The sequence below is a fragment of the Nostoc sp. JL23 genome, from assembly GCF_017115065.1.
Taxonomy (GTDB): Bacteria; Cyanobacteriota; Cyanobacteriia; order Cyanobacteriales; family Nostocaceae; genus Nostoc; species Nostoc punctiforme_A.
On record NZ_JABXKN010000036.1, the window covers coordinates 39,161 to 63,435 of the forward strand.

Sequence of the window (24,275 nt, forward strand, 5' to 3'; positions counted from 1 at the left end):
AAAAGAAATAAGGAAATAATCGAGAACATAAAAAACCCCGACTTGATAGCCGAGGTAGATGGGAGAAGTCCAAATGTCGATGGGATATTTCAAAACCGAAGTCTGTTTTTCTTAGTTAACACCCAATGCAACCAAAACTAGATAGGTAATAGACAAGGTGCAATTTTAGCTATGCAGCTTACTTTGGCGCTTTACTAAGCTATGTAAATAAATATAACAATAATATTACAATTGGTCAACTAGACTTGACAAACAAAGGCTGATATATTTTATAAGGACTACTTATCAAGGCAGTACGATCCGCAAATAAAACGGGTTACTGAGTAAGATAGTGCGATGAAAACGAGAACCGATCTTTTGGGGAGTAGAAAAAGTAAGCGATTAGCTGCACAATTCAGGTAGGTAGAATTAAGCCAAAAATTTGAGAAGCTAGCTACTAGATCGCCAAAGTCTTTACAATTCCCTTGTTGACTCAAAAAGTATTTCTCGACCTATGACGAATCAAGCTCCTATCCCGGTTATTGTCAACGGTGCTGCTGGCAAAATGGGCCGTGAAGTGATTAAGGCGGTGGCGCAAGCACCTGACTTAAACCTAGTGGGTGCAATTGACCACAGTTTGGAACATCAAGATAAAGATGCTGGGGAGTTGGCGGGTTTAAGCGAACCTTTGGAAGTGCCGATTACCAATCAATTAGAACCGATGTTGGGGTATGTGGCTGGCGACAGACAGTCTCCTCCAGGAGTGATTGTAGACTTTACCCATCCTGACTCAGTTTATGACAATATTCGCAGTGCGATCGCTTACGGTATTCGTCCTGTAGTTGGCACTACTGGGTTAAGTCCAGAACAAATTCAAGACTTGGCAGACTTTGCCGACAAAGCTAGCACTGGTTGTCTAATTATTCCTAATTTTTCCATTGGGATGGTACTGTTGCAACAAGCTGCGATCGCAGCCTCAAAATATTTTGACCATGTAGAAATTATCGAACTGCATCACAACCAAAAGGCTGATGCTCCCAGTGGTACTGCCATTCAAACGGCGCAGTTATTAGGAGAATTGGGTAAAACTTTTAACCCTGCTCTTGTAGAAGAAACGGAAAAATTAGCAGGAGCAAGGGGCAGTATCGCAGATGAAGGGATTAGAATTCATAGCGTGCGCTTGCCGGGATTGATTGCCCATCAGGAAGTGATTTTTGGCGCAGCAGGACAGATTTATACTTTACGACATGATACGAGCGATCGCGCTTGTTATATGCCAGGAGTGCTACTAGCGATTCGCAAAGTTTTAGCGCTAAAGTCGTTAGTATATGGATTAGAAAAGATACTTTAAACACACAATTGGGCATTCATTACTTAGCACTCATGTTAGTACCACTGACTCGCCAGAAATTTGAACAAGTTGTCCCCCTAATTGCCACTGGTTTGCAGTACAAGTACTATTGGGGGAAGTTCTCAAATTTTTTGCAACGGCTGTTAATTTCTGTAGTTGCAGTAGTTGTTATTTTGCTTGCAACAGTTGTTTTCAAGCTTGAGTTTGCTTCAATAGTATTTGTGCTAGGGGTAATTAGCGCTTTTTTTTGGCTGTGGTATCCAGTGTTTCAAGCAAGTATGCGGAATTTACAATGCCGCCGTTATAAGTACGGCGGCTTTTTCCGTGGTCGAGTCCTAGATTGGTGGATTACAGACCAGTTGATGGGTAAAACCGAAACAGTCAATAACAAAGGCGAATTGGTGATTATAGAAAACCGAGAAAAACAGATAAACTTAGAGGTAGGAGATGACACGGGATTTACCATTGAGTTTGTAGCACCATTACGTCCTGCCCACAAAGTTATTACTCGCGGCCAAATTGCAGAAATGGTAGTGATGTCAAATCGTCCAGATTTGAGCAGTATTGAAGAATTCAGCGATATATACTTTCCCAATCGTGACCTGTGGGTTAGCGATTATCCTTATCTGCGGCGGGATTTCTTTAACGAAGTCGGTCGTCGCTTGCGTGAAGACCAACAACAAAAACCGCGTCGGCGGCGTCGTAGAGTAGAGGATTGAAGAAGTAATTAATACAGGCTTCTCTTTCAGAAACGTATAGATAGACCTACGCCCTGCATTTACGCAGGGTTCAAGTCATTTAATAATTACGAGATGTAATCGCCAATATTTCAGCAGTTTGCTCTCAACTGCAAAACTTCTCGATGGTCGCCCAGGAGGTTCAAGCATTTAGATTCGGGATAAATCTCTCCTGTCTTCTTGCTAACGAGAGCATCCTACTTTGATGAGTTTTCCTTGCAAACGATAAGTCACTGTCCCACAGGTAAAACCTGCCGACTTAGGTTCGACATAAGGCCGTGTTGGCGGATTTTGTTTATCTAACCGCGATTTCCAATTGCCAGATATTTTTTTTAGAGTAGGATAATTGCTTAAAAATTGTGAGCCCGCAACAATATCGTGAGGCCCCTTAACATTTATCTTAGAGCTATTCATGTAGATATTATAATCATAAATAACGTTTTTATTTTTAGTCTTATTATTAATATTTTTTCCAGGAAAAGCATAGAGGATGTTCCTTAGAATTTTGACATCAGATGACGTATGAGCAAATATTTGCCCGCCATTAAGTTCTGGACTCTGATTATTTAAAACAGCTGTATTATTTACAATATCAACATGCTCGCTTAAAAATGCATGAATACCCGATCCACCATTATTAAATGCCAGATTATTTTTAACTAAAGTATATCCTTTATATGCATCCAATTTTGGGTTTTCATCATTTCTTGTACTATCGATAATAATGCCATTACCATCTGTGATTTTTCCGACTGCAATCCAAGGGATGTACATACGATTGTTGTAGGTTTTATTGTTCGTAACAAACATCTTGTATCCCCGCTTGTTGTCAGAATTCCAATTATTCAACATCGAAATCCCACTGGTACCATAAACGCTATACCAGGCATTATCGAAAACTTCGTTATTATCTATTGTCACATAGTCCGATTCAATCGCTGAAATGCCTGCTCCTCCACACTTATGTACCTTGTTGTTGACAATACGTATATGGTGACTATGACCATTTGTTCGTCCATCCACACTGATACAGTTTCCATTCGTTAGCGGGTTTCGTTTGTTAGTCTTCTGACTCATCGCATAATCAAGGGTTATATTGGCATTATTTCCTATTACCTCCAGCCCATTTATCTCGATATATGAAGCTCTATTTGAAATCGAGATACCGTTCCATGTATTGTGCCGAATTTTTGGGACATGACCAGGATATGCTTTATACTTAATCCATGCTTTTGCAGTTCCAGAACGTTTAATACTTACTGCACTACCAGCTTTGCTTAAATTTGTGTACACTCCGTTCATAATCAATACTGTATCGCCAGGGTTAGTCAGATTTGCTGCCTTTTGAATTGTCCTAAAGGCGGATGAAGTAGAGAGTCCGCTATTTGTGTCATCTCCAGCACCACTAACATAGTATGTTTTTGGAGTTGCCCTAGTGCTGATTAGCTCACCCTTGGATAGGATAATTTCCTTGTTAGTAGATACCTGACGAACGTTTTTAACTAAATATACTTTTATTCCTTCTCCATCACCCAAAAGACTTAATATCACAGGAATTGTAAGAGATGCGCTTAAACTGAAACCTTGAATTACCACAAGAAAAGGCTCCTTGAACGGCACGACTTCACAGAAATATCAGGATATTCAATGATTTATGAATACTCTTTTGGATACAAAATATAATAGAGCCGACTTTCCTAGCTCCCCCGATTTCCATCTTGTCCATAGGCTTGCCAAGCTAAGTCTACCAACCCATCAACGATCGCAGCTGCTACAACTGCATTACCTTTGCGGCTGTCAATTATAATGTGAGGCACTAGAGACTCTTGTAAACGCTCCTTAGCTTCATCAACATTTACAAATCCTACTGGAGTTGCAATTATTAAAGCAGGTCTAATTTCCTCAACTTCAATTAAATCCACCAGTGCAGTCAGTGCCGTTTGCGCTTGACCCACCACAAAAATGCCCTCTGGATAACGCTTTGCTAAGGTTTCTATTCCCCATGCTGCGCGAGTCTTTTCTTTTTGAGGGCGTGTTAGAGCTTCCATGCTGCAATACACTGGATTTGCAAAGGTGTTTTGAATGTCATAAGCAATACCTACTTGTACCATCGGCACATCTACCACAATCGTGGTACGTGCGGCTAGCGCTGCTGCTCCAGCTTGCAAGGCACGCTCAGAAAAGCGAATCAAAGACTTATACTCAAAGTCAGCCGTGGCGTAGATTACCCGACGCACAATCTCATACTCTGCGGGTGAAAAGACATGATCGCCAATTTCACTATCAATGATTGCTAAACTTTGAGCATCAGTTACGTGCCATTCCATTTTTGTTGAGCTTCTCAAATATTAGCTTTCAGCTTATCAGCTTCAGAGAGTTAAGAGTTAGGAGTTAGGAGTTATAAGTTAATTAAACTACTCACTCCTAACTACTCACTCATAACTCATTACTAGAAGAAGACCGACTGAAAATAGGAGATAGGTAGGCAACCAAGACGCCAATGAGAAACCCAGAGATATTGCGAACTAAAGGCAACCAGTCGCTTGTACGCGTTACAACTGGCCCAATGCCGAAGGCAATAAACAAGATTCCCCACAAAGGTGAGAAAATTAAAGCCCATTGCCAAGCAAAAACTTGTCCTTTTTCGCGGGGTTGAGCTGCAAATCCACAAATCACCCCACCAATAACTGAGGTAATCAAGGTGAGAATCCATTGCTCTCGTGGTAGTCCGGGGACAACATTGCAGCCCCCTTTGAGCAAACAGCCTTTAACCGATTCTAAGGCTTGTAGAATGGCTTGGTCTTCGCCTTGTTCGCGGACAAAATACAAATTACCGAAGCGGGTTTGCAGTTCTATCCAAAAAGTCCGGGGTAAAAGTTCATAAACAGCATCGCCGACGCTAAAACTGAGGATGTTACCACCACGAGAATCAGCAACGAGTAGAATGCTTTTGTCATCCAAACCCCAATATTTGATAACCGCGCGACCTGGGGTGCGGTCATACTGGGTCAATACTCGCAGTTTCCAGCCCGTGTCAGCTTCAAACTGCTCTAAATCTTTGACAAGCTGTTCTTCTTGCAGCACAGGCAGAGATTTAGCTAAATCTACAACTGGGGTAAAGGTGTCAGGAAGTAACTCAGGATTGTCATAAGCCAGTGCTGGGGGAGAATGCATCACCCAAATTGACCCAACCAGAAAAAATACTGCAATAGATACTAGAATTCGTCGCCAAAAACAAGATTGCATGGACGTTTTTATACAAATATTAACGGTAAAAGCGAACAAGTTGTTTTAAAAGAGTACTAGAAAAATGATAGTTCTTTACACTTGTTTACTTTACTCTAATCTAAGGGATCAAAGCAAAGCGTTTTTGAGTATTGGGCATGGGGCATTGGGCATGGGGCATGGGAAAGAGGTAGGAAACATAGATTGAGGTTAAGCGTTCGCGTAGCGTCCCGTAGGGAAGCGCAACCCAACAAAACAACGTTAAATGTTGGGTTTTATCCCTCAACCCAACCTACAATTAAGTCTAATTTGGGGTTTGAAAACACGCTCTAGGGACTAGGAAAGAGTTTTCAAATACCAATGCCCAATGCCCTAATTCAATCTTCGTCATCAAAATTGCTTTCCCAGCTAGCAGTGTCGTTGTAACCGTCATTAGCACGGTACACTTCTGCTTTGATTCGGCGATTTTCTTGCTTCAGCACTTCTCGTTCTCGCAACGTTAGAGGTGGCTTTTCATTGCTTGGTAAGCGATCGCTCGTGCGCCTTACGGGTTTTTGGCGCGTGAAGTTTTTCCAAGCAGCTTTCGCGCCAATCAAGATGCTGCGCGTACCTACTTGCAAATTTTGAGCCTGAATTCTTGCGCTATCAAGACTTTGGTCAACTTGCTTCACTACTTGACTAGCACTTTTTACACCTTCACTGACATCATCAGTTAAGTCAGTGATTTCTAAGCCAGTCACGCGGATAGCTTCTAAAGTGGGTGGTAACTCCCGCGAGAGAGTATCAAATAGCTTTTCTGCACTGCGAGCTGCGCGTGCTAACTCCTGCAAAGCCGGTATTGCCGCCACTAAAACCGCAGTCAAGCTTGTGGCGACTAAAAGTAAAGAAAGTCCCAACCAAAACAGGGGTTCAATCACGATTATATCATTTATGAGCGTTCTAATTGCTGGGGAAGCGAATCTGAGTCTTCAACAGATGTTTGTCGCTTTAAGACTTGGTTTTCTCGCTGGCTGGCATCTACACCTGCTGCGATCGCTTCCCGTAATCTATCTAAAGTCTCATCCCAGTTTCGCAGTGCGCTAGCAGAGAGACGATCTGCCTGAATTTGCACACTCATTGATAAATCTTCTGCCAATTCTGGGATAGCATTGGCAGATTTTTTCAAAATTTTACGCGTTTCGCGCCCTGTGCGTGGAGCCACGAGTAAACCGGTCAAAGCACCGATGGTAGCTCCCAGCATCAAACCGCCAATAAATACTCCAGAACGGTTATTAGACATCTTATTGTTTCTCTCCTTACACCCATTTTAGGTGGGTTTTCTCCCCTTGCAAGACTCAACTGATTTTATTCAGTCAATCTATGGTGACAAAATATCAGCCAGAAATGTTGCTTTTATTCATTAATACTAAAAGCATTAATTGCTTATAATTCAAAACTCCCCATATCTCCCAAAGTTTTGATACCTCTGGTGGGCATCTCTTTGGGTTGTGTCTTGAGTAGTTCCGTTCCCTTCTCCTGATGGAGACGCTCTTAGTAACAAGCTTTGAGGGTATGGAAAGGGGAAGCGATGCCTACGCTAGAAGTCAATGCACTCTATGGGATCTTACTACGGACTTCTCTGCGTTTTCCCCCGTCAGCCTTAATCATCAATGTTCATCTGAACCTGACATAGAGCAGATTTGAAGTTGGTGAGGTACACAAGCTAATTCTGCTTCCCAGATATAAAGCGTGTTTTACTCCTGAATTCGCAATTCTGAATTCTGCTGTAACTCATTTTGCAGCTGTTCTTTTCCCAGATATTAACTCTAGCTTCAGAAAATAACGCTGCCAAATTTGCCGTCCTAGCAAAAGTAGACTGATAATTTGCCGCACTTGTTGAATTTGTATTTGTAGCGCTTGATTTCTCTGCCGTAAGTTATAAATATTCTGTTGGCTGAGATAAATATTTTCAGGTGCTTTATTCAGTGCTGCATTGGTACAACTTTCATAGGCGGTTAACCTATCTGCTATATATGCTAGCTGCTGCTTAAGTTGCCACACCCGCCAAGCCACATAGAGTAGTGTCAGCGAAATCAGGGTGTTAATTATGACAACTAAAATTACCATTGTTTATCTTGACCAATATTAACTTTGAGGAATTGTTCTATATACTTGATTTGGCTCTTATTGAATGATGAAGAAACTAGAGGATAAAATTTATGGCACAAAGTACATCTGGGTTCTGGCAATAAAAAGTAGTTAGATGATGCTCTAACCAATATTGAAAGACTTTACTAGGTGAAAATTAGTGTAACAAAGGCTGATGGCTAAAAAATCGCCAATTTGCCAATTTTGTAACAATGATATGTCCACACCTCGCAAAACCACAGCTACAATTGCCTTAGATTCACGACTCGGTTTGCGAAATCAACCCGTATGCTCCATAAGCCCCATCATTACTACCTCCGACTTCTTAACTTGATAATCCTAGTCAATTTGGAGCTTTGTGGGATGTAAGCACAATGGTATAGACCCTTCAACAGATGGTGAGAGAACTACACTACCCTCTTTGGATACTCCCCAGCATTGCCTTTATTATTGTGCTCCTACCTCTACCAGTTTTCCAGCCTGTCGTGTGCAGTTAACTAATATTTTGCCTGTAAAAACCTCACTAGTGGTTCACCAACCAAAAATTGCTGGGTGTGGACTGGAGAAACAGATAAGCGAAGCGATCAAGGAGAAAGTCTATTAATTCCTCTTCCATTAACCTTTACCCTTTTCTTTCCCGAAGGCTTCCCCCTCAGCCCTTAACCTCTTCCCTGCTGAAGACTTTCCCCTGGTATTTTACTAATACTTTACCAATAATGATTATCTTTTTTTATACATCCAGTAGGAGTTGAGGATGTCAAAAAAATCACCATTGAATAATTTCTTCCGCACTATTCTTGCGGCCTTGACAATTGGATTTGTTGGATGTGGAAATCAAGCTGTAAGAACTACATTCACTCAGACTAACACCCAGGTAAATGAGAATCTTCCCCAAGTTGTAGCGACTACAAGCGTACTGTGTGACTTAACCAGGCAGGTTGCTGGAAATACAGTTAACCTCACCTGCTTAATTCCCTCTACTGCCGATCCCCAATTTTATAAACCAAAACCGGAAGATCGTAAAGCAATTGAGCAAGCTAATCTTATTCTTTATAATGGTTACAATTTTGAACCAAATCTGATCAAGTTAATTAAAGCGACTAAAAACCCTACACCAAAAATAGCCGTCGCTCAACTGGCAGTGCCTAAGCCACAAAAATTTCAGCCAGGTGGTAAGAATGTAACCGATCCTCATGTTTGGCACAATACCAAAAATGCTATCAGAATGGTGCAGGTAATTAATAGTAATTTGAGAAAATTACCATCTAGTGATGCAGAGGTTTATAGCAGTAATACTAAAAAAATTACCAATGAACTCACTCAACTAGATAATTGGATTAAGTCAAGAATTGCCAGTATTCCTACCAAAGAACGTAAGTTAGTTACAACCTCTGATGCACTGAGTTATTACGCCAAAGCATACCGTATTTCATTGACAGGAGGATTGCAAAGTATTAGTACTAATGAAAAGCTGACAGCAGAACGAGTCAAAAATTTGGCTACAAACATTAAACGGGCTAAAGTCTCAACAATTTTTGCTGAGGTGGAAATTAATCCTAATTTGATTCAATCTGTAGCCAAAGAAGCTGAAGTGAACATTTCTGACAGAAAGCTGTATGCTGAGGGGCTTAGTGAACCAGGAAGCGACGCCGACACTTATCAGAAAATGATGATTGCCAATACACGCACAATTGTAGAAGGGCTAGGAGGAACGTATTTGATGTTTGAAACGAAAGCTGCTAGGTAGCTATAACATCAATTCAGTAATCCTATAAACCGGGTTTTTTGATATTTCAGAAAACTTGGTTTATTAGTCTATCTTTGGAATACAGAATTGGAGTTTTAAATGTTACGGGAGATGGGTAAAAGAGATTGTGTTATTCAGATTTATTCAGTGTCCACCATACCAATGCTTTCTTTTGCATTTCTTTGATGAACCCATCTTTCCCATCCATATATCCGATGATATCGTTAGCATATTGTTTTGCTAACTTACGTTTTAATTCACTATATTTTTGTGCATCTTCAGGATGTGCAATCATGTAATCCCGAAATGCTAAGTGTCGTTCTACTTCTGGCTATCTGGTTGTAAAGGTGTGGACATGATGCGTTCTTGTACCTGTTTCATTATCTTTACGAAAGTAGCGGCGAACTGGTATGCCAAACTCGCCCATTACTTCATAACCTAATGCTTCCATACTCAAACTACAATCATCTACTTTGGTAATGTTTTCAACTTCAACCAGCAAATCAATAATGGGTTTGGCGCAGATATGTGGAATTGCTGTGCTGCCAATATGGTGAATAGCAACTACATTTTCACCTAGTGTAAGCGCAACATACTTTGATTCATCGTCGAATTTGCCGTGCTATGTTGGATTATGTGGTACTACTTCTACTTTCATCTGGATTTAGAAACAACATTCTTGAATTTGAATTCAAAATTTAAAATCCAAAATCCAAAATCGGCTTACCATCCCCAAGTACCAGGAGCGCCTTTAAATGGCCCTACAATATCACTGGTTATCCAACCGCCGTAGAAGTTACCTGGTTGTGGTTGCACCTCTTCGCCATTGACGTAGCATTTATCCATTAAATGAGCATAAAAAGCTACATAGTCCTTCATAGATTCAAAGGCTGGTGTGGGCTTGGGGTAGAACCAGGCAGCATTATGGACTTCTTTTTCACCAACTCGGATTGTGTAGTAACCAGCACTTCCCTTCCATTCACAAAAGCTGGATTGCGGAGTTATCTGTAGATATTCCATTTTGATATCCGCTGGGGGAATGTAGTAAGAAGGAGGATGACTGGTTTCTAAAACACGTTTGGCGCTGTGAGTATCTACAATTACTACTCCGTTAAAGATTATTTGGATATGTTTGGTTGTATCCTCCAAAAGAGGAGGACGGGGATAATCCCAAACTGATTCTTGTCCGGAAGCGGGTTCGATGCGTTGAAAATTAACCATTATCAAGAGTGTTGAGTGCTGAGAAAGGAAAAAGTACTCAGTACTAATGTACTTAGTGAAGTAGCAACTCTCCTTGTGGAGTCACTGCGGTCTTTTAACTCAACCCTCTTTATCGTACCTCTTTAAGAGCATCAACTTGCTTGGTAAACAACTCAGTGAATAAACTAAGCACAGTCCGTTCTTCGCGCACTTTTATATTGGCACTGATGGACATACCTGATTGCAAGTTAACTTTTTTACCCTTAATTACTAGGGATTGTTTATCTAATGAGACTTTTGCCGGAAATCTGTAAAACTGATGGGTTTGGTCTGGCGGTAATGCATCTGAACCTATCCCAGTCACTTCTCCCTTGATATCGCCAAACTCACTGTAAGGAAAGGAGTCAATTCTGACATCTACTTTCATACCTTTTCGCACAAACCCAATATCTTTGTTAGTGATGAAAACTTCAGCGATATAGTTTTCATTGGGGACAATTTGCAACAGTTTTGTAGTTGGAGTTGCGACAAATCCAGGATTTTTTGCTTGCAAATCGAAAACTGTTCCAGCTACAGGTGCGTGGAGTTCTTGATATTTAACATTTAACTGTGATTGAGATATTTTACTATTGACATCTGCCAAACGCTGCTCATTTTCCAGCACAACTTTCATGAATTGGCTATCGATTGTGGCAATCTGTTGTTTGTTCTGGGCTATCTTATCCAAAATGCTTTTATCAGAAACAGCCACCGTATTGCTTAACTCTTGTTGTCCTTTTTCTATATCAAACTGGAGACGTTTCAGTTCCTCACCTAGTTGCGCTACTTCTGCCGTGCGGTTTTGAACTTCTTGTTGCTGATTGAGATACTGAAGTTGAGAAATCCCACCTTCTTCTGCTAATATCTTCAGCTTATTTAAAATCCCCTCTTGAATAGCTAAACTTGATTTACTATCTTCCAGCTTAATTTGATTTTGAACCAGTTGTTTTTTGGTTTTTTCTACTTCCAATCGTGCTGCGGAAGATCGAGAGTCTAATTCCTGTTTGGCAACTCGTAGAAGTTGTTGTTCATCAATTCCTACTCCAGAATCTTGACCAGAATTTTTTAATTGAGTGCGGAATAGCTCATTTTCTGCTACTAATGCTGCCCGACTTTTCAGCAAAAAAGCAGTTTCTTGTGGCAAGTTCCCGCGCAAATATAACAGTTCAGATCCATTGGCAGTACTTGCACCCATCAATCGGCGATAAATCTGGTTTTCTTTCATTAATGCAAGGCGAATTTTATTCAAAGAATTTAATTCGGCAACAGAGGCGATGGAATCAAAAGTTAGCAGTAAATCACCTGCCTTTACTTCTTGTCCATCTTTTACATTAACTGTTTTCACCACTCCACTAACAGGAGCCTGAACTTCTTTGACTGTTCCTTGGGGTTTTAATTGCCCTGTTGCTGGCACTACTTGCTCAATTTTTGCAAAATAAGCCCAAGCAATTCCAAAGCAGGCTAGCCCTACTAGTGTAATCATGATTGTACGCGACCAAATTGGAGATTGGCGCAAGACAATAGATTGCTCAAACTCCTGATTGTTTAAGTTAGTAAAAGACTCTTGAGCAGCTTTCTGTTGTTTTGTCAGTACCTGTGAATCGTGCTTCACTCCATTTTTGTGATTGCCGTTTTTCTGATTGCCGTTGAGGTGATTCCCATTAAGTTGAGTCATAACAATTTTGGATTTTGGATTTTGACTTTTTTGTAGAGTGGGCAATGTTTCCCGATGCCAAAAACCTTTGCCCTCAATAATGACTAATTACAAGTTTACATCTTGTTGCTGATACAGGTAATAATAATGACCCTTGGTAGCCATTAATTCTTGATGGCTACCTTGTTCTATAACCCTGCTGTTATCCATGACAACAATCATGTCTGCATTACTGACGGTATTCAGTCGGTGGGTAATAAAAAATACTGTATCGCCCTTGAATGCTTTGGCTAAGTTGAGACATATTTGGCGTTCTGTGGGATAATCTAATGCACTAGTTGCTTCATCTAAAACTAATAATTTTGGTCGTTGTAACACAGAACGAGCGATCGCAATTCTTTGTCTTTGTCCACCGGAAAGTGCAGAACCTCGTTCTCCCACCCGCGAGTTGTAACCGTTGGGTAAGTTCATGATAAACTCGTGGGCGCACGCAACCTGAGCCGCTTCGATAATTTCTTCGGTTGTGGCATCGGGATTGGTTAGGGCAATATTTTCCTGAACGCTACCGTCAAACAATAATGTCTCTTGGGGAACTACGCCAATTTGTCGTCGCAACGAATAAAGTTCCACTTTGGCAATATCATAACCATCAATCAAAATTCTGCCGGACTCAGTTTCGTAGAGTCTCAGCAGTAACTTCATCATCGTACTTTTACCAGATCCACTTTGCCCGACAATGCCGACAAATTTCCCTGGCTCAAATTCGAGGTTGACATTAGAAAGTTGCAGAGGGCCACTTGTGCCAAAACGAAAGGAAACATTTTCATATTTCACTGCTCCCTTAATCGTCGGTAAGGGTATATTGTAGCGGTCTGTTTCTCCTTCTTGTGGGGTATCGACAATATCGCTTAAACGCTCTAAAGATAAAGCAGTTTCTTGGAAGCTTTGCCAAAGTTGAGCTAAACGCAATATTGGGCTAGTGACGTAACCCGATATAATCCTAAAAGCAATTAATTCGCCTAAAGTTAATTCTTGTTGCAGTACTAAATAAGCTCCTACCCACAAAACTAGTAAGCTGCTAAGTTTGTTGAGAAAGTTGCTCGTAGAGTTAGCAAGGGTAGAAGTCACAACTGTTTTAAAACCAGCGGCGACAAATCGGGCGTAACGCTCTTGCCAGGAAAAGCGCGATCGCAATTCGATATTTTGCGCTTTTACTGTTTGAATGCCTGACATCACCTCCACTAAATAAGATTGAGTTTCGGCGTTGCGTTCGGCTTTGGCACGTAACTGTCTACTAATGGTGGGAGAAGCAACTAAGGTGATAATCACAAATATTGGAATTGTGCTTAAGCCGACTAAGGTGAGTTGCCAACTGTAAATCAGCATCACACCGATATAGACCAGCGAAAACAAAGCATCTAATCCCACTGTTAAGGCAGTACCTGTGAGGAATTGGCGGATATTTTCTAGTTCGTTAATACGAGTGGAAAGTTCACCCACCGGTCGGCGTTCAAAATAGCGCAGTGGTAGACGTAGTAAGTGGTCGATGATTTCCGACCCTAAACCCATATCGATCCGGTTAGTGGTATCGACAAATAGGTAGGTTCGTAAGGTAGTCAGCACTGCTTCAAATAGCCCGACTACTAATAGCAAAACCCCCAAAATATGTAGTGTGCCAATACTATTTTGAGTGATAACTTTGTCGATAATTAACTGAACGACTAGGGGATTTGCCAAGGCTGCCAACTGCACGAAAAAGGAAGCGACAAAGACCTCTATCAAGACTCGACGGTGCTTTGACAAATAAGGCAGAAACCATCGTAAACTAAAGCGTTCTTGGGGTGTTTGGTTAGTAGCAGTCAGCAGTAATACCCTAACTTTGGGCGGAAAGTCAGTTGGATCGACATCTAATTGTTCAACCAATTGAGCGGGTTTGCAGCGCACAATTCCTTTGGATGGAACACCCACAACCACAGTATTGGCATCTACTTCATATAAAACGGCAAAATTATCACCGTAGCGAATCAGCGCTGGTGTTGGAATGCGCGTCACTGAAGCGACTGGTAACTCTATCAACTGCGCCTTCAGTCCGATTAACTCTGCCAGGTAAGCGGTAACTTGAAATGATATAGTCCCCTGACGTTTGACTTGCTCAGTTAAGATGCGGCGAACTACCTCTCGACGAAACGGCATTTCTAGGTACTTCGCGATCATTTGGAAGCAGGCGAAGGCTGAATTTAGTTCTCCTTTACCGCCAAAAAATGGGTATTTTTGTTTTGACGAATTCTTGGAGTTTTGAGGTGCTGTCTGTGGAACTATTTCGTCTGATGCGTAAGGAATAATCTTTAGGTCGTCAGCGCTATCTCTATCTACTCTGGTTTCAGTTACTGCAAGTTCTATCTCATGACTATCTTCTAAGAGCAAATCTGACGGATGTATACCAAGCAACCGTGCGGGATTTTGACCGATAACCTGAATCTTGTCTCTGTCATCGTCTGATTCTAAGCGATCGCCAGGTGACAAATCCGTGATTGTACCACCGCCACTCACAAACCAAACGCTTTTACTATCCAGTTGGTTGAAGGGAGTTTTTCCGGAAGGGAGATAATGTATTTTCGCCTGTGGTAAGGCTTTTTCTGCCAGTTCTCTGAGATTTAAGGTAGCGATCGCTTGCTTTTGCCAATAGGAAGCGAGAATATCGAAAACTTCTACCAAATAACTGCGGTTCTTCCGAGCTTCCGCAAAAGCTGGGTATGAAGCTAGAAAGCTAAAATATGCTGTTGCACTCAAGGTTAAACATACTACTTCGGTGGAAGCGATCGCTGTTTCACAGGCGATATCGCGCAACAAACCAATTTCACCGATAATTTCTCCAGGTTGCAGTAATTTTAGGGTGATTGGCATTTGCGTCTGGGGGTCGTATCCCAACAGGCGTACTTGTCCCTCATAAATGATGGTGATGCGTTCCGGGAGACTTTCTTTACCAATGATTTTCTGGCCTATGCGATAGCGCCAGGCTTGCAGTTGTTCTGATAGATTAGCGATCGCTCCATCTGGCAACTGCTCAAACCCCTCTAGGGTGGTGAGAAATTCGGGAAAAGTGTTCTTAATATAAGTCATATAAAACGAGTTAAAGTGAGTAATTAAGTCGAAAATATTAGGGAGTATCTCTTTTACTAACAGTGGCAGTGTTTGGTTTTATGCTATTGGTGACAATACTTCTGTGGAATTCAGGTGTTTAAATATCTACCAGCACATAGGTAAGATTAGTCTAATTGCAGACCTGTATTTATATCACACGCTTACGATTGTGATGCGTTTTTCAAAATAAAGCATACTGTATATAGATCGAGGACAAGTTATCACTTGGTTAACGCTACATAATTTATACAAAATTAAAATCAATATTTAGTATTGCAACTATGTAAGATGGATACTCATCATCAAACCAAAACACATAAACGTGGTTGTTCAATTTAGCACCGTATATTTTACTTTATGATTGTCAACATGAAAATATCACAGATGCTTTCCTAAGTAAATACCCTAGTTAAGATTTATGTAATAAAAAAAACTTTAAATTTCTGAATTATTTTTTACAAATTATTGAATATAGGGATTGAGCATATCACTAATGGCGAAAAACAGGAGGTTTCCTGGTTAAACATCACCTATACCTAATTATGAAATAATTCTCCATCACTTTTTTGCTAGTTTAATTTAATAAAAATTAACTGTAAAAGTAAAAGTGAAGATTTTTTTCACCATAGAGGAATCAACTATATAAATTTATAAAGGAAAGATAATAACTGCCTTCAGTAAATTTACTAGTTTAATTAATAGCGAGTCCATGTAATCGCTATACATAAAATAACCTCACTCCGCAACCGGGACGAGGTTGTATGATTTTGCTAAGTAATTACTCGCCTTTCATCTAGGCAAGATTGACACTCAAATTTATCTGTACAATCACATTGTTGTAATCTTTATCACCACCATTGACTAAATATTCAAAACCAAAGGTGTTATTTCCCAACAGTCGAATGTGATCTACCTTATCTGAGTTAGCACCCAAAAATGCAAAGTAAACATTCCTATCAACATTGCTATTGAGAATTGCATCGGGTTTACCATCTACAATAATAAATGGCGCAAACAAAGAATTCGGCCCGAAAGCAGCGGTATAATTTGCAGTACCTTGGTTGTCCAACGCCAAGTTAATGCCTCCAACACGCCCACGCACAGGGCTTTATTGGCGATCGCATTTACACATCTATCAAGCGGCCACTTGAAGTTATGAACCGCAATTGAAGAAAAACTCAGAAGTCAGAATTCAGGAGTCAGAATGAATCAGTGGGGGATTCAGACCCGCAACTGTTTTGTTTCACCACTAAATATGCAGATTTAGTGGGGGTATTAAACCCCTGGATTCATCCACTATGAAGTTCAAAATTCATTCTGTTAGCGGATAGCTAAGGTTTAGCCCATTCTGGCTCCTGACTCCTGAATTCTGTTTCAATAAAACAACCCCATCCCAAAAGCGAGATGAGGTTGAAAGCTATAACTATTTGTGCAAACTAGTTAGATCGATTTTAGATGTCTACAATAGCTCGATCTATACAAGCCCTCATCTTTTCAGATAGAGTTCGGACATGGGGTTCTCTAAAAATAGAGTCGTGGTTTCCTGGGACATTTTGAATATCCAAACCTCCTAAGACCATTTCACTCCAACCCATTTGGGGGTCAACCTCTCGTTTTTCCAATGCAAAGCGCTCTTCTGCTCGGAATACAGTGACTCGACCTGGATAAGCTTTTAGAACGTATTCTTTGGCTGCCTGTTTATTGGCCTCTTCGATTGTTAATTTACGGTAGTTATAAGGTACAGTCCGCCAGATTCTTAAGGAAAACTTAAAGATCAATTTTCGGAACTTTTCTTGAAGTTTATACTTCAGCCAAGAGCTTTTGTTCCTGATTTGCTCAAGCACGTAATTAGTCCCAAGTTTTGTCAGGTTGTCCCAATGCTGAGAAACTCGCTTTTCTAATGGCGCTTGTTTAATATAATTTGGGCCAGTGGTATCAAATAAAGCTAACAGAGCTACTTTTTGACCTTGCCTTACGAGTTGTTGAGCCATTTCCCAAGCTACTAATCCGCCAAAGGAAGAGCCACCCAAAAAATAAGGGCCTTCAGGTTGAATAGTTTGTATTTCTTTGATGTAATGAGCCGCCATTTCTGCAAGCTTGGTAAAAGGAGCTTCTTTCCCACTTAATCCTCGTGCTTGTAGTGCATAAAATGGTTGATTTTCACCCAAATGAAGTGATAAATCTCGGTAGTAGAGAACACTTAAACCAATTGCATGGATACAAAATATAGGTGGCTTGGAACCATTGGGCTGCATTGGTACTAGTGATGACCAAGCTATCGATTTTCCTGAGTTGGTACTAGTACTACTCTCAACCTGATTATGGCTTTCTGGCGAAAACCCTTGCTGGCGAATAATATTAGTTAATTGCTCAATGGTTGAAGATTGCAAGAGAATAGCTAAGGGCAGATTTAAGCCAAATATCTTTTCAATCTGAGAAAACAGGTGTACTGCAAGTAGTGAGTTTCCACCCAAATCAAAAAAGTTGTCTTTTATGCCAATAGGATGAATACCTAAAAGGGTTTCCCAGATTTTAGTTAACTGAAATTGTAATGGATCTTCTGCTGTGGCAAATGTTTTTTCGATTTTAGAATTATTTGGATTCAGCGCAGATAAGGCTTGGCGATCAACTTGACCATTAGCATTCAATGGCAGAGAATCGACTATGAAAAAGGCAGAAGGCAACAAATATTCAGGTAACTTTTGCTGGAGAAAACTCAGCAGTTGCTCACTCCCAAAAGTTTCTCCTTGTTTGGGAACAACATAAGCAACTAAAGTTTTATCCCCAAGAACATCTTCTTTGGCAATCACCACAGTTTTTTGTACGCCTGGATATTGACCCAAAATTGTTTCAATTTCAGCCAACTCAATGCGAAAACCGCGAATTTTTACCTGATTGTCTAAGCGGCCCAGAAACTCAATATTACCGTCACTTAAGTAGCGTCCTAAATCACCAGTTCTGTAAAGGTATGCCCCAGATTCGCTGCTAAAGGGATTGGGGATAAATTTCTCAGATGTTAATTCAAGACGGTTAAAGTAGCCTTGTGTAACACCGATACCGCTGATGTAGATTTCACCAGTTACGCCAATAGGGAGGAGTTGCGATCGCCGATCGAGAATGTAGATTTGGGTATTGGCGATCGCTTTTCCTATGGGAATTTCTGACCGAGTGTTATTGGCTTCAGTGGCAGTCTTTGGATCGTAAACCGTGGCGGTTAAAGTTGTTTCTAGCGATCCATAAGCATTCAGCCAACGTACTCGTTTACCAACTTTTTCTACCCAAGTTAGATAAGCTTGACGTGAGAGTTTTTCACCACCAACCATGACTAAGCGCAAGCTGGCTAGCAAAGTTTGGGGAGATACAGATGGCTCTTTAATTAACTCATACCAAAAAGCAGTAGGTAAATTGACAACGCTAATCTGTTGTTGAGCAATGAATGGGAAAAACTGCGTCGTCGAGTTTTGTAGCTCTTGAGACTGAAGAATTGCGGTAGCACCAGCAATCCAACAGGGGAAAAGTGATTCAATTAAATTATTGCAACTGATACTAAGTATGAGTAATAGGCGATCGCTCTGGCTCAACCCCCAAGTTTCGCTAATTGCTAGGCTGTGGGTGACGAGATTACGGTGGGTAATAGCTATACCGTTGGGTTTTCCCTTGGAGCCGGACACATACATCACACAGGCAAGAGTCTGCTCTGTGGTGTGACAGATTGGATTTTCGATCACGTGTAGAGCGATATCTTGCCAATCACTATCCAAACAGATAACTTGTGCCTGATGCTCAGAGAGTTTTTCAACCAATGAGCTTTGGGTTAATACCAAAGATATTTGGGTATCTTCTAAAATGAAAGCCAAATCATCTTGCCCAGATGTCGGAGCGAGCGATACGTAAGTGCCCCCGGCTTTCAAAATACCCAACAGCCCCACAATCATCTCCAGGGAAGGCTCTAGATCAAGACCGACGAGTACCCCCGATCTTACCCCTAGAGTTTGCAAATAGTGGGCTAGTTGATTTGCACGCTGGTTGAGTTCCTGATAGGTTAGTTGCTGATTCTCAAAACTTACTGCAATATTATCTAGAGTTCGTTTAGCTTGAGCCTCAAACCATTGATGGATACAAGTATTTTGAGGATAATCAGTCTGTTTGCCATCCCAATCAAACAACATTTGATGTTGTTCACCTGCTGTCAACAGGGGTAATTCAGATATCGGCCGATCGGGATTAGCAACAATACCTTCGAGCAAAGTTTTGAAGTGTCCCAACATCCGCTCTATTGTACTGGCATCAAACATCTCGGCATTATAATCAAATACCATGCCCAGACCATTATCCTGTTCCCGCAGAACCAATGTTAGATCGTATTTGGTTTTGCCATGATAGATGTAGCCAAATAGAGAAGTGATAGTCAAATCAGGTAGTTGCATTGATGCCATGCCACGACCATTCGACCAAGGAGGATTGAGGGAGAATTTTACTTGAAACAGGGGTGAACTATTGCGACTTCGCTGTTCTGGTTTAAGTTCTTCAATTAGCTTTTCAAAGGGTAGGTCTTGATGGGTATAAGCCTCTAAACAATCCTTACGCACTCGGTCTAATAATTCTCGGAAAGTTGGGTTAAGAGCAAAGTTACTCCGCAGTACAAGAGTATTAGAAAAAAATCCAATCAGCCCCTCAGTTTCAACTTGTCCTCGACCTGCACTTGCAAAGTTAATTAGTAAGTCTTCTTGTCCAGAATAACGGTAGAGCAATAGCTCGAATGCTGCCAGTAGAGTCATGAACAGGGTGACACCCCATTTTTGACTCATCTCTGTTAGAGCATGGTTCAGCGTCTTTGATAGCAGCAGGGCAGCACGATCGCCTCGATAGGTTTGCACTCCTTGAGGACGGGGGCGATCGTAAGGTAACTCAATGATGGGTAAATTACCTTCTAGCTTTTGCTTCCAGTAGTTTACCTGTGACTCTAAAACCTCTCCCTGGAGCCATTGATATTGCCAATTGGTAAAATCAGCATACTGCACTGGTAAGGGAGTTAAAGGAGAAACCTGACCGGCTGATAATGCTTTATAGATAGTAGTGAGGTCTTGATAGAACAGATCGGATGAAGCTCCATCACAAACTATGCAGTGCATATTCCAAATCAGCAGATGTTCGTGATCGCTTAAGCGCAGCAGTAACACCCGCAAAATTGGCCCATTGCCTAAATCAAAGGGTTGATGAGCTTCTTTAGTTGCCAGTAGGTGAGCTTCCGCCTCTCGTTGTTCATCTGGTACTTGCCGCAAGTCAATTATTGGCAGTATCAAGGAAACATCGGTGGCAATTACTTGAGTGGGCTTGCCATTCACTGGTGGAAAAGTTGTCCGCAGAACTTCATGGCGACGGACGACTTCTCTTAAACTTTCCTCTAAGACAGCAACATTCAGATTCCCCGTGAAACGCACCACAACAGGCATATTATTTGAGGAACTATCAGGTTCAAACTGATGGAGGAACCATATCCGTTGCTGACCAAAGGAAAGCGGCAAGTTACCATTCCGTTCACAAGCGACAATTGGGGGAATCTGTGAACTGGCGGCTGTGTTAATTTGTCGGAGAAAGTTGATGATTTCGGCTTTTTGAGTTTTTAACTCGGTCAGCAATTCTGGTGTGAGACTATCTTTTGCGGCCCGATAGCGTAAGCGATCGCCCTCTAGCCAAAGTTTGACATTGCGCTGACGTAGCTCAGATAGTAGTTCATCTAATGTTTTCATAGCTCACCTTCCTCGTAATCATCAGCTGTTTCACTCTCAGCAGCCTGAACACCTTGGGTTGCCCACCGCAGAGTTTCCACTCGTTCAGCTAAATCCGCTACCGTTGGTAATTCAAATAAATTGGACATCAAAATTTCTGCTTGCAAGGCTTGGCGCACTCGAGAAACCACTTGAATTCCTAGTAGAGAATATCCACCCAATTCAAAAAAGTTATCGTTAATCCCAACCTGCTTGACATTAAGAACCTGCGCCCAGATATCTGCAATCTGCTGCTCAATGGGAGTGCGAGGTGCTACATAATTTGCCTCTAGTTCCGGGCGGGAAGCATCTGGTTCTGGCAATGCCTTGCGATCGACTTTGCCATTGGGGGTTAACGGCATAGCTTCTAGTGCCATAAAGATCGTTGGCACCATAAAGTCAGGAAGTTGTTGTTTCAAGAATCGACGCAATTGCGAAATCACTTGCAAGCCATCTTGACCAGTTTCGGCAACAATATAACCTACTAGACTAGTCTCGTTAGGAGTGTCTTCTCGAACAATGACAACGGCTTCTTTTACTTCTGGATGTTGCAGGAGTGCGGTTTCAATTTCACCCAATTCTATGCGGAAACCACGCAGTTTTACCTGATAGTCGATACGACCCAAGTATTCAATATGTCCATCTGGTAAATAACGAGCTAAATCTCCAGTTTTGTATAAGCGCGATTTCGGGTTTGGGCTGAAGGGATTAGAAATAAATCTTTCAGCAGTCAGTTCGGGACGATTCAGATATCCTCTTGCTAGTCCTTCGCCACCAATATACAACTCACCTGATATACCAATGGGAACGGGTTCTAAATGAGAGTCTAAAATGTAGATTTGCGTATTAGCTAGAGGGCAACCAATGCCTATTGCTTTATTTGCCGTTGTCACCTTGTAACCTGTTGACCAAATCGTTGTTTCTGTAGGTCCGTACAGGTTCCACAGACAAGCTCCCTTCGGTAATAATTGATTGGCGAGGTCTCTAGGTAAGGCTTCACCTGTGGAAATCATCTTCAGTTGAGGACTACCTTGCCATCCGGCTGCCAGTAATAGCCGCCAAGTAACTGGTGTCGGTTGCATAAAGGTTGCCCCGGAGGTGGTTAGCGTTTTTAACAGTTGTGTGCCGTCAGCCGCAACTTCACGACTCACCAACACCAACTTCGCACCTACAGACAGGGGTAGAAAAATTTCTGAAACGGCAATATCAAAGGATAGGCTAGTAACAGAGAGGAGAGTATCTTCAGCAGTTAAACCGGGTTCTTTAGCGATCGCATTTAGGAGATTAACAGCACTCTGATGTTGAATTTGAACGCCTTTCGGTTGACCTGTCGAGCCAGATGTATAAATGACGTAGGCTAAGTTATTGGAAGTGATATTATGTGTTGGGTTATCTAACCCGTAATCTATGGACTGCCAGTTGCTATCAAGACAAATAATCTTTGCTTGATGGTTGGGTAGCCCTGACTTTAGCTTCTCCTGGGTTAGTAGCACTGACACCTGAGCATCTTGCAGCATGAAAGCTAAACGTTCTTCAGGATAGGCATAATCTAATGGTACGTAGGCTCCTCCGGCTTTGAGAATGCCTAAAACTCCTACAACCATTTCCAAGCTGCGCTCGACACACAGACCAACTAGAACTTCTGACCCGACTCCTAAGCTTTGGAGATAATGGGCTAGCTGATTGGCTCGCTGATTCAGTTCGCGGTAGCTAATTTGTTGATCTTCAAAAACTACAGCGATCGCATCTGGAGTCTTCTCCACTTGAGTTTCAAACAGCTGGTGAATGCAGATATCTTGAGGATAAGCTGTTTGAGTATTGTTCCATGTTGCTAATAACTGTTGCTCAACTGCTGGCAAAATTGGCAATTTAGCAATAATTTGATTAGGGTTAGCAACTATGCCCCATAATAAAGTCTCAAACTCTGCCATCCGGCGGCGGATAGTGTCAGCGTCAAATAGATTAGTGTTGTACTGGCATTCCAGAATAAGTTCACCATGCGATTCTGTAGCATTGATAAACAGTTCAAAATTCTCGAATGCGCGGGGATTGGAAAAAAATTCTACCTCTAACCCGATAAAGGGAAGTCGATCGCTGTCTAAGGCTTGATCGACATTAAATATAATTGGTACTAAGGGAATGCGACTAGAATCCCGTGGCAATACTAATTTTTTGACCAGGCTACCAAAGGTAAATTGTTGATGGTCATAAGCATCTAAGACAGCTGAACGCCGCGTTTGCAAGTAATCGCTGAACGACTTTTCGCCATGAATCTGGCTACGCAATGGAAGTAAATTTACACAGTGACCTACAAGATTATATTGCCCTAAAGCAGCTTGTCCGGCGGCTGGAATACCAACCACCAAGTCGTTTTGCCCTGTCAGACGGTGCAGCCAGACCTCGAATCCTCCCAGGATCGTAGTCATAAAGCTACAACCGAGTTTTGTTCCTAGTTGTTTCAGGTTGGCAACTAATTCGGGGCTTAAATGCCAATCTTCGCGGGCGGCGTTAAAGGTTCTGAGTGGGGGACGGGGGCGATCGCTAGGGAAATCCAGTACAGGTACAGAGTCAGCGAATTGTTGTAACCAGTATTGTTCTGTGGCGATCGCTTCTGGACTATTTGCCTCTTCTTCCTGCAAAATCGCATATTCACTTAAGTAGTCTGGTTCTTCTAATTCAGGAACAATACCCTGTTGCAAGCCAGAATAAAGTTTACCCAAATCTGGCATCAGCACCGCCCAAGACCAACCATCACAAATAATATGATGGGCTGTCAAAATAGCTAGATGCTCCTGCGGCTGCAATTTGACAATTTTTGCCCGAAATAGAGGCCCATGTTCCAAATCAAAAGGTTGCTCTATCTCTTGTCGCAAGATCCTAGCTAATTTTTCCTGTTGTTCCTGTGGTTCTAGGTTAGACAGTTCAATAATAGGAATTTCAATTTGCCGAGAAGCAACAATGCAGAGTGTATTGCCATCGGTACTAAAAGTTGTCCGTAGTGCTTCATGACGTTGTACTAACTTTTCCACCGCAGATTGGAAAAGTTTGACATCAAGTTTGCCTTTTAGTCGCAGAGATTGAGACTCATTATAAGCACAATTAGCAGCATCACCCATTTGTACAGAAGCCCAAATTTCTTTTTGTGATTCTGTAGCAGGAGCGGTTAGAAGTAATTCTCCATCTGCAAATGGATCAAAATCAACCGCAGTTAATGTCGATTGGTAATCTACAGGTGATAAGGTCATAAAACTCTCTTATTTTCTCAGTTTATTGAATGTGGTTAAATCTCAATCTTTTTTAAATTACT

General features: G+C 41.6%; 15 protein-coding genes and 1 pseudogene. 3 read left to right on the forward strand and 13 right to left on the reverse strand.

What is annotated here, in order from left to right:
- The first annotated feature begins 493 nt into the window (after positions 1-493).
- Both dapB and HWQ42_RS06585 read left to right on the forward strand, forming a co-directional pair.
- The gene (gene dapB / locus HWQ42_RS06580) at positions 494-1,330 is read left to right on the forward strand and encodes a 4-hydroxy-tetrahydrodipicolinate reductase (RefSeq protein ID WP_094350135.1); all 837 of its coding nucleotides are present in this window, start codon (positions 494-496) and stop codon (positions 1,328-1,330) included.
- A gap of 32 nt (positions 1,331-1,362) precedes the next feature.
- Positions 1,363-2,049, forward strand: a complete 687-nt coding sequence (locus HWQ42_RS06585; protein ID WP_292731842.1) for a phosphate ABC transporter permease — start codon at positions 1,363-1,365, stop codon at positions 2,047-2,049.
- Positions 2,050-2,250: 201 nt separating this feature from the next.
- On the opposite strand, the gene HWQ42_RS06590 is transcribed toward HWQ42_RS06585, so the two are convergent.
- The 6 genes from HWQ42_RS06590 to HWQ42_RS06615 all read right to left on the reverse strand — a co-directional run bounded on the left by HWQ42_RS06590 (position 2,251) and on the right by HWQ42_RS06615 (position 7,398).
- The gene (locus tag HWQ42_RS06590) at positions 2,251-3,663 is read right to left on the reverse strand and encodes a right-handed parallel beta-helix repeat-containing protein (RefSeq protein WP_292810365.1); all 1,413 of its coding nucleotides are present in this window, start codon (positions 3,661-3,663) and stop codon (positions 2,251-2,253) included.
- A gap of 101 nt (positions 3,664-3,764) precedes the next feature.
- Entirely contained in the window at positions 3,765-4,394 is a 630-nt protein-coding gene (locus HWQ42_RS06595) for a precorrin-8X methylmutase (RefSeq protein ID WP_094350132.1), read from the reverse strand.
- A 109-nt stretch (positions 4,395-4,503) separates the two neighbouring features.
- On the reverse strand, positions 4,504-5,313 hold the full coding sequence (locus HWQ42_RS06600) for a TPM domain-containing protein (RefSeq protein ID WP_292810367.1): 810 nt from the start codon (positions 5,311-5,313) through the stop codon (positions 4,504-4,506).
- 356 nt (positions 5,314-5,669) lie between these two features.
- Positions 5,670-6,209: a DUF948 domain-containing protein gene (locus HWQ42_RS06605; protein WP_292810369.1), complete on the reverse strand. Its 540-nt coding sequence runs from the start codon at positions 6,207-6,209 to the stop codon at positions 5,670-5,672.
- 11 nt (positions 6,210-6,220) lie between these two features.
- Positions 6,221-6,571: a YtxH domain-containing protein gene (locus HWQ42_RS06610; protein WP_292731853.1), complete on the reverse strand. Its 351-nt coding sequence runs from the start codon at positions 6,569-6,571 to the stop codon at positions 6,221-6,223.
- Between the two features lie 491 nt (positions 6,572-7,062).
- Positions 7,063-7,398, reverse strand: coding sequence for a hypothetical protein (locus HWQ42_RS06615; RefSeq protein WP_292731855.1), 336 nt, complete (start codon positions 7,396-7,398; stop codon positions 7,063-7,065).
- A gap of 775 nt (positions 7,399-8,173) precedes the next feature.
- Between HWQ42_RS06615 and HWQ42_RS06620 the strand changes: the two genes are divergently transcribed.
- The gene (locus tag HWQ42_RS06620; RefSeq protein WP_292810371.1) at positions 8,174-9,166 is read left to right on the forward strand and encodes a zinc ABC transporter substrate-binding protein; all 993 of its coding nucleotides are present in this window, start codon (positions 8,174-8,176) and stop codon (positions 9,164-9,166) included.
- A gap of 130 nt (positions 9,167-9,296) precedes the next feature.
- Here the strand turns inward: HWQ42_RS06620 and HWQ42_RS06625 are convergent.
- The 7 genes and pseudogenes from HWQ42_RS06625 to HWQ42_RS06655 form a co-directional block, all read right to left on the reverse strand.
- Positions 9,297-9,770: pseudogene (locus HWQ42_RS06625) on the reverse strand (GrpB family protein); the annotation flags it as partial.
- A gap of 119 nt (positions 9,771-9,889) precedes the next feature.
- The gene (locus HWQ42_RS06630; protein ID WP_292810373.1) at positions 9,890-10,387 is read right to left on the reverse strand and encodes a DUF427 domain-containing protein; all 498 of its coding nucleotides are present in this window, start codon (positions 10,385-10,387) and stop codon (positions 9,890-9,892) included.
- Positions 10,388-10,496: 109 nt separating this feature from the next.
- Positions 10,497-12,080: an HlyD family efflux transporter periplasmic adaptor subunit gene (locus HWQ42_RS06635; protein WP_292810375.1), complete on the reverse strand. Its 1,584-nt coding sequence runs from the start codon at positions 12,078-12,080 to the stop codon at positions 10,497-10,499.
- Between the two features lie 87 nt (positions 12,081-12,167).
- The gene (locus HWQ42_RS06640) at positions 12,168-15,179 is read right to left on the reverse strand and encodes a peptidase domain-containing ABC transporter (RefSeq protein WP_292731861.1); all 3,012 of its coding nucleotides are present in this window, start codon (positions 15,177-15,179) and stop codon (positions 12,168-12,170) included.
- An 814-nt stretch (positions 15,180-15,993) separates the two neighbouring features.
- Entirely contained in the window at positions 15,994-16,302 is a 309-nt protein-coding gene (locus HWQ42_RS06645; RefSeq protein ID WP_334812221.1) for a DUF4114 domain-containing protein, read from the reverse strand.
- Positions 16,303-16,651: 349 nt separating this feature from the next.
- Positions 16,652-20,950 (reverse strand): amino acid adenylation domain-containing protein, encoded by a 4,299-nt coding sequence (locus HWQ42_RS06650; RefSeq protein WP_292810377.1) that lies wholly within the window; start codon positions 20,948-20,950, stop codon positions 16,652-16,654.
- Positions 20,947-24,213, reverse strand: a complete 3,267-nt coding sequence (locus HWQ42_RS06655) for an amino acid adenylation domain-containing protein (protein ID WP_292810379.1) — start codon at positions 24,211-24,213, stop codon at positions 20,947-20,949. Before HWQ42_RS06655 ends, HWQ42_RS06650 begins: the two co-directional genes overlap by 4 nt.
- Positions 24,214-24,275: the final 62 nt, after the last annotated feature.

What these genes read in the sequence shown, in the direction of transcription:
- dapB (WP_094350135.1), top strand. Translation starts at nt 494, where the DNA reads ATGACGAATCAAGCTCCTATCCCGGTTATTGTCAACGGTGCTGCTGGC.
- HWQ42_RS06585 (WP_292731842.1), top strand. Translation starts at nt 1,363, where the DNA reads ATGTTAGTACCACTGACTCGCCAGAAATTTGAACAAGTTGTCCCCCTA.
- HWQ42_RS06595 (WP_094350132.1), bottom strand. Translation starts at nt 4,394, where the DNA reads ATGGAATGGCACGTAACTGATGCTCAAAGTTTAGCAATCATTGATAGT.
- HWQ42_RS06600 (WP_292810367.1), bottom strand. Translation starts at nt 5,313, where the DNA reads ATGCAATCTTGTTTTTGGCGACGAATTCTAGTATCTATTGCAGTATTT.
- HWQ42_RS06610 (WP_292731853.1), bottom strand. Translation starts at nt 6,571, where the DNA reads ATGTCTAATAACCGTTCTGGAGTATTTATTGGCGGTTTGATGCTGGGA.
- HWQ42_RS06615 (WP_292731855.1), bottom strand. Translation starts at nt 7,398, where the DNA reads ATGGTAATTTTAGTTGTCATAATTAACACCCTGATTTCGCTGACACTA.
- HWQ42_RS06620 (WP_292810371.1), top strand. Translation starts at nt 8,174, where the DNA reads ATGTCAAAAAAATCACCATTGAATAATTTCTTCCGCACTATTCTTGCG.
- HWQ42_RS06630 (WP_292810373.1), bottom strand. Translation starts at nt 10,387, where the DNA reads ATGGTTAATTTTCAACGCATCGAACCCGCTTCCGGACAAGAATCAGTT.
- HWQ42_RS06635 (WP_292810375.1), bottom strand. Translation starts at nt 12,080, where the DNA reads ATGACTCAACTTAATGGGAATCACCTCAACGGCAATCAGAAAAACGGC.
- HWQ42_RS06640 (WP_292731861.1), bottom strand. Translation starts at nt 15,179, where the DNA reads ATGACTTATATTAAGAACACTTTTCCCGAATTTCTCACCACCCTAGAG.
- HWQ42_RS06650 (WP_292810377.1), bottom strand. Translation starts at nt 20,950, where the DNA reads ATGAAAACATTAGATGAACTACTATCTGAGCTACGTCAGCGCAATGTC.
- HWQ42_RS06655 (WP_292810379.1), bottom strand. Translation starts at nt 24,213, where the DNA reads ATGACCTTATCACCTGTAGATTACCAATCGACATTAACTGCGGTTGAT.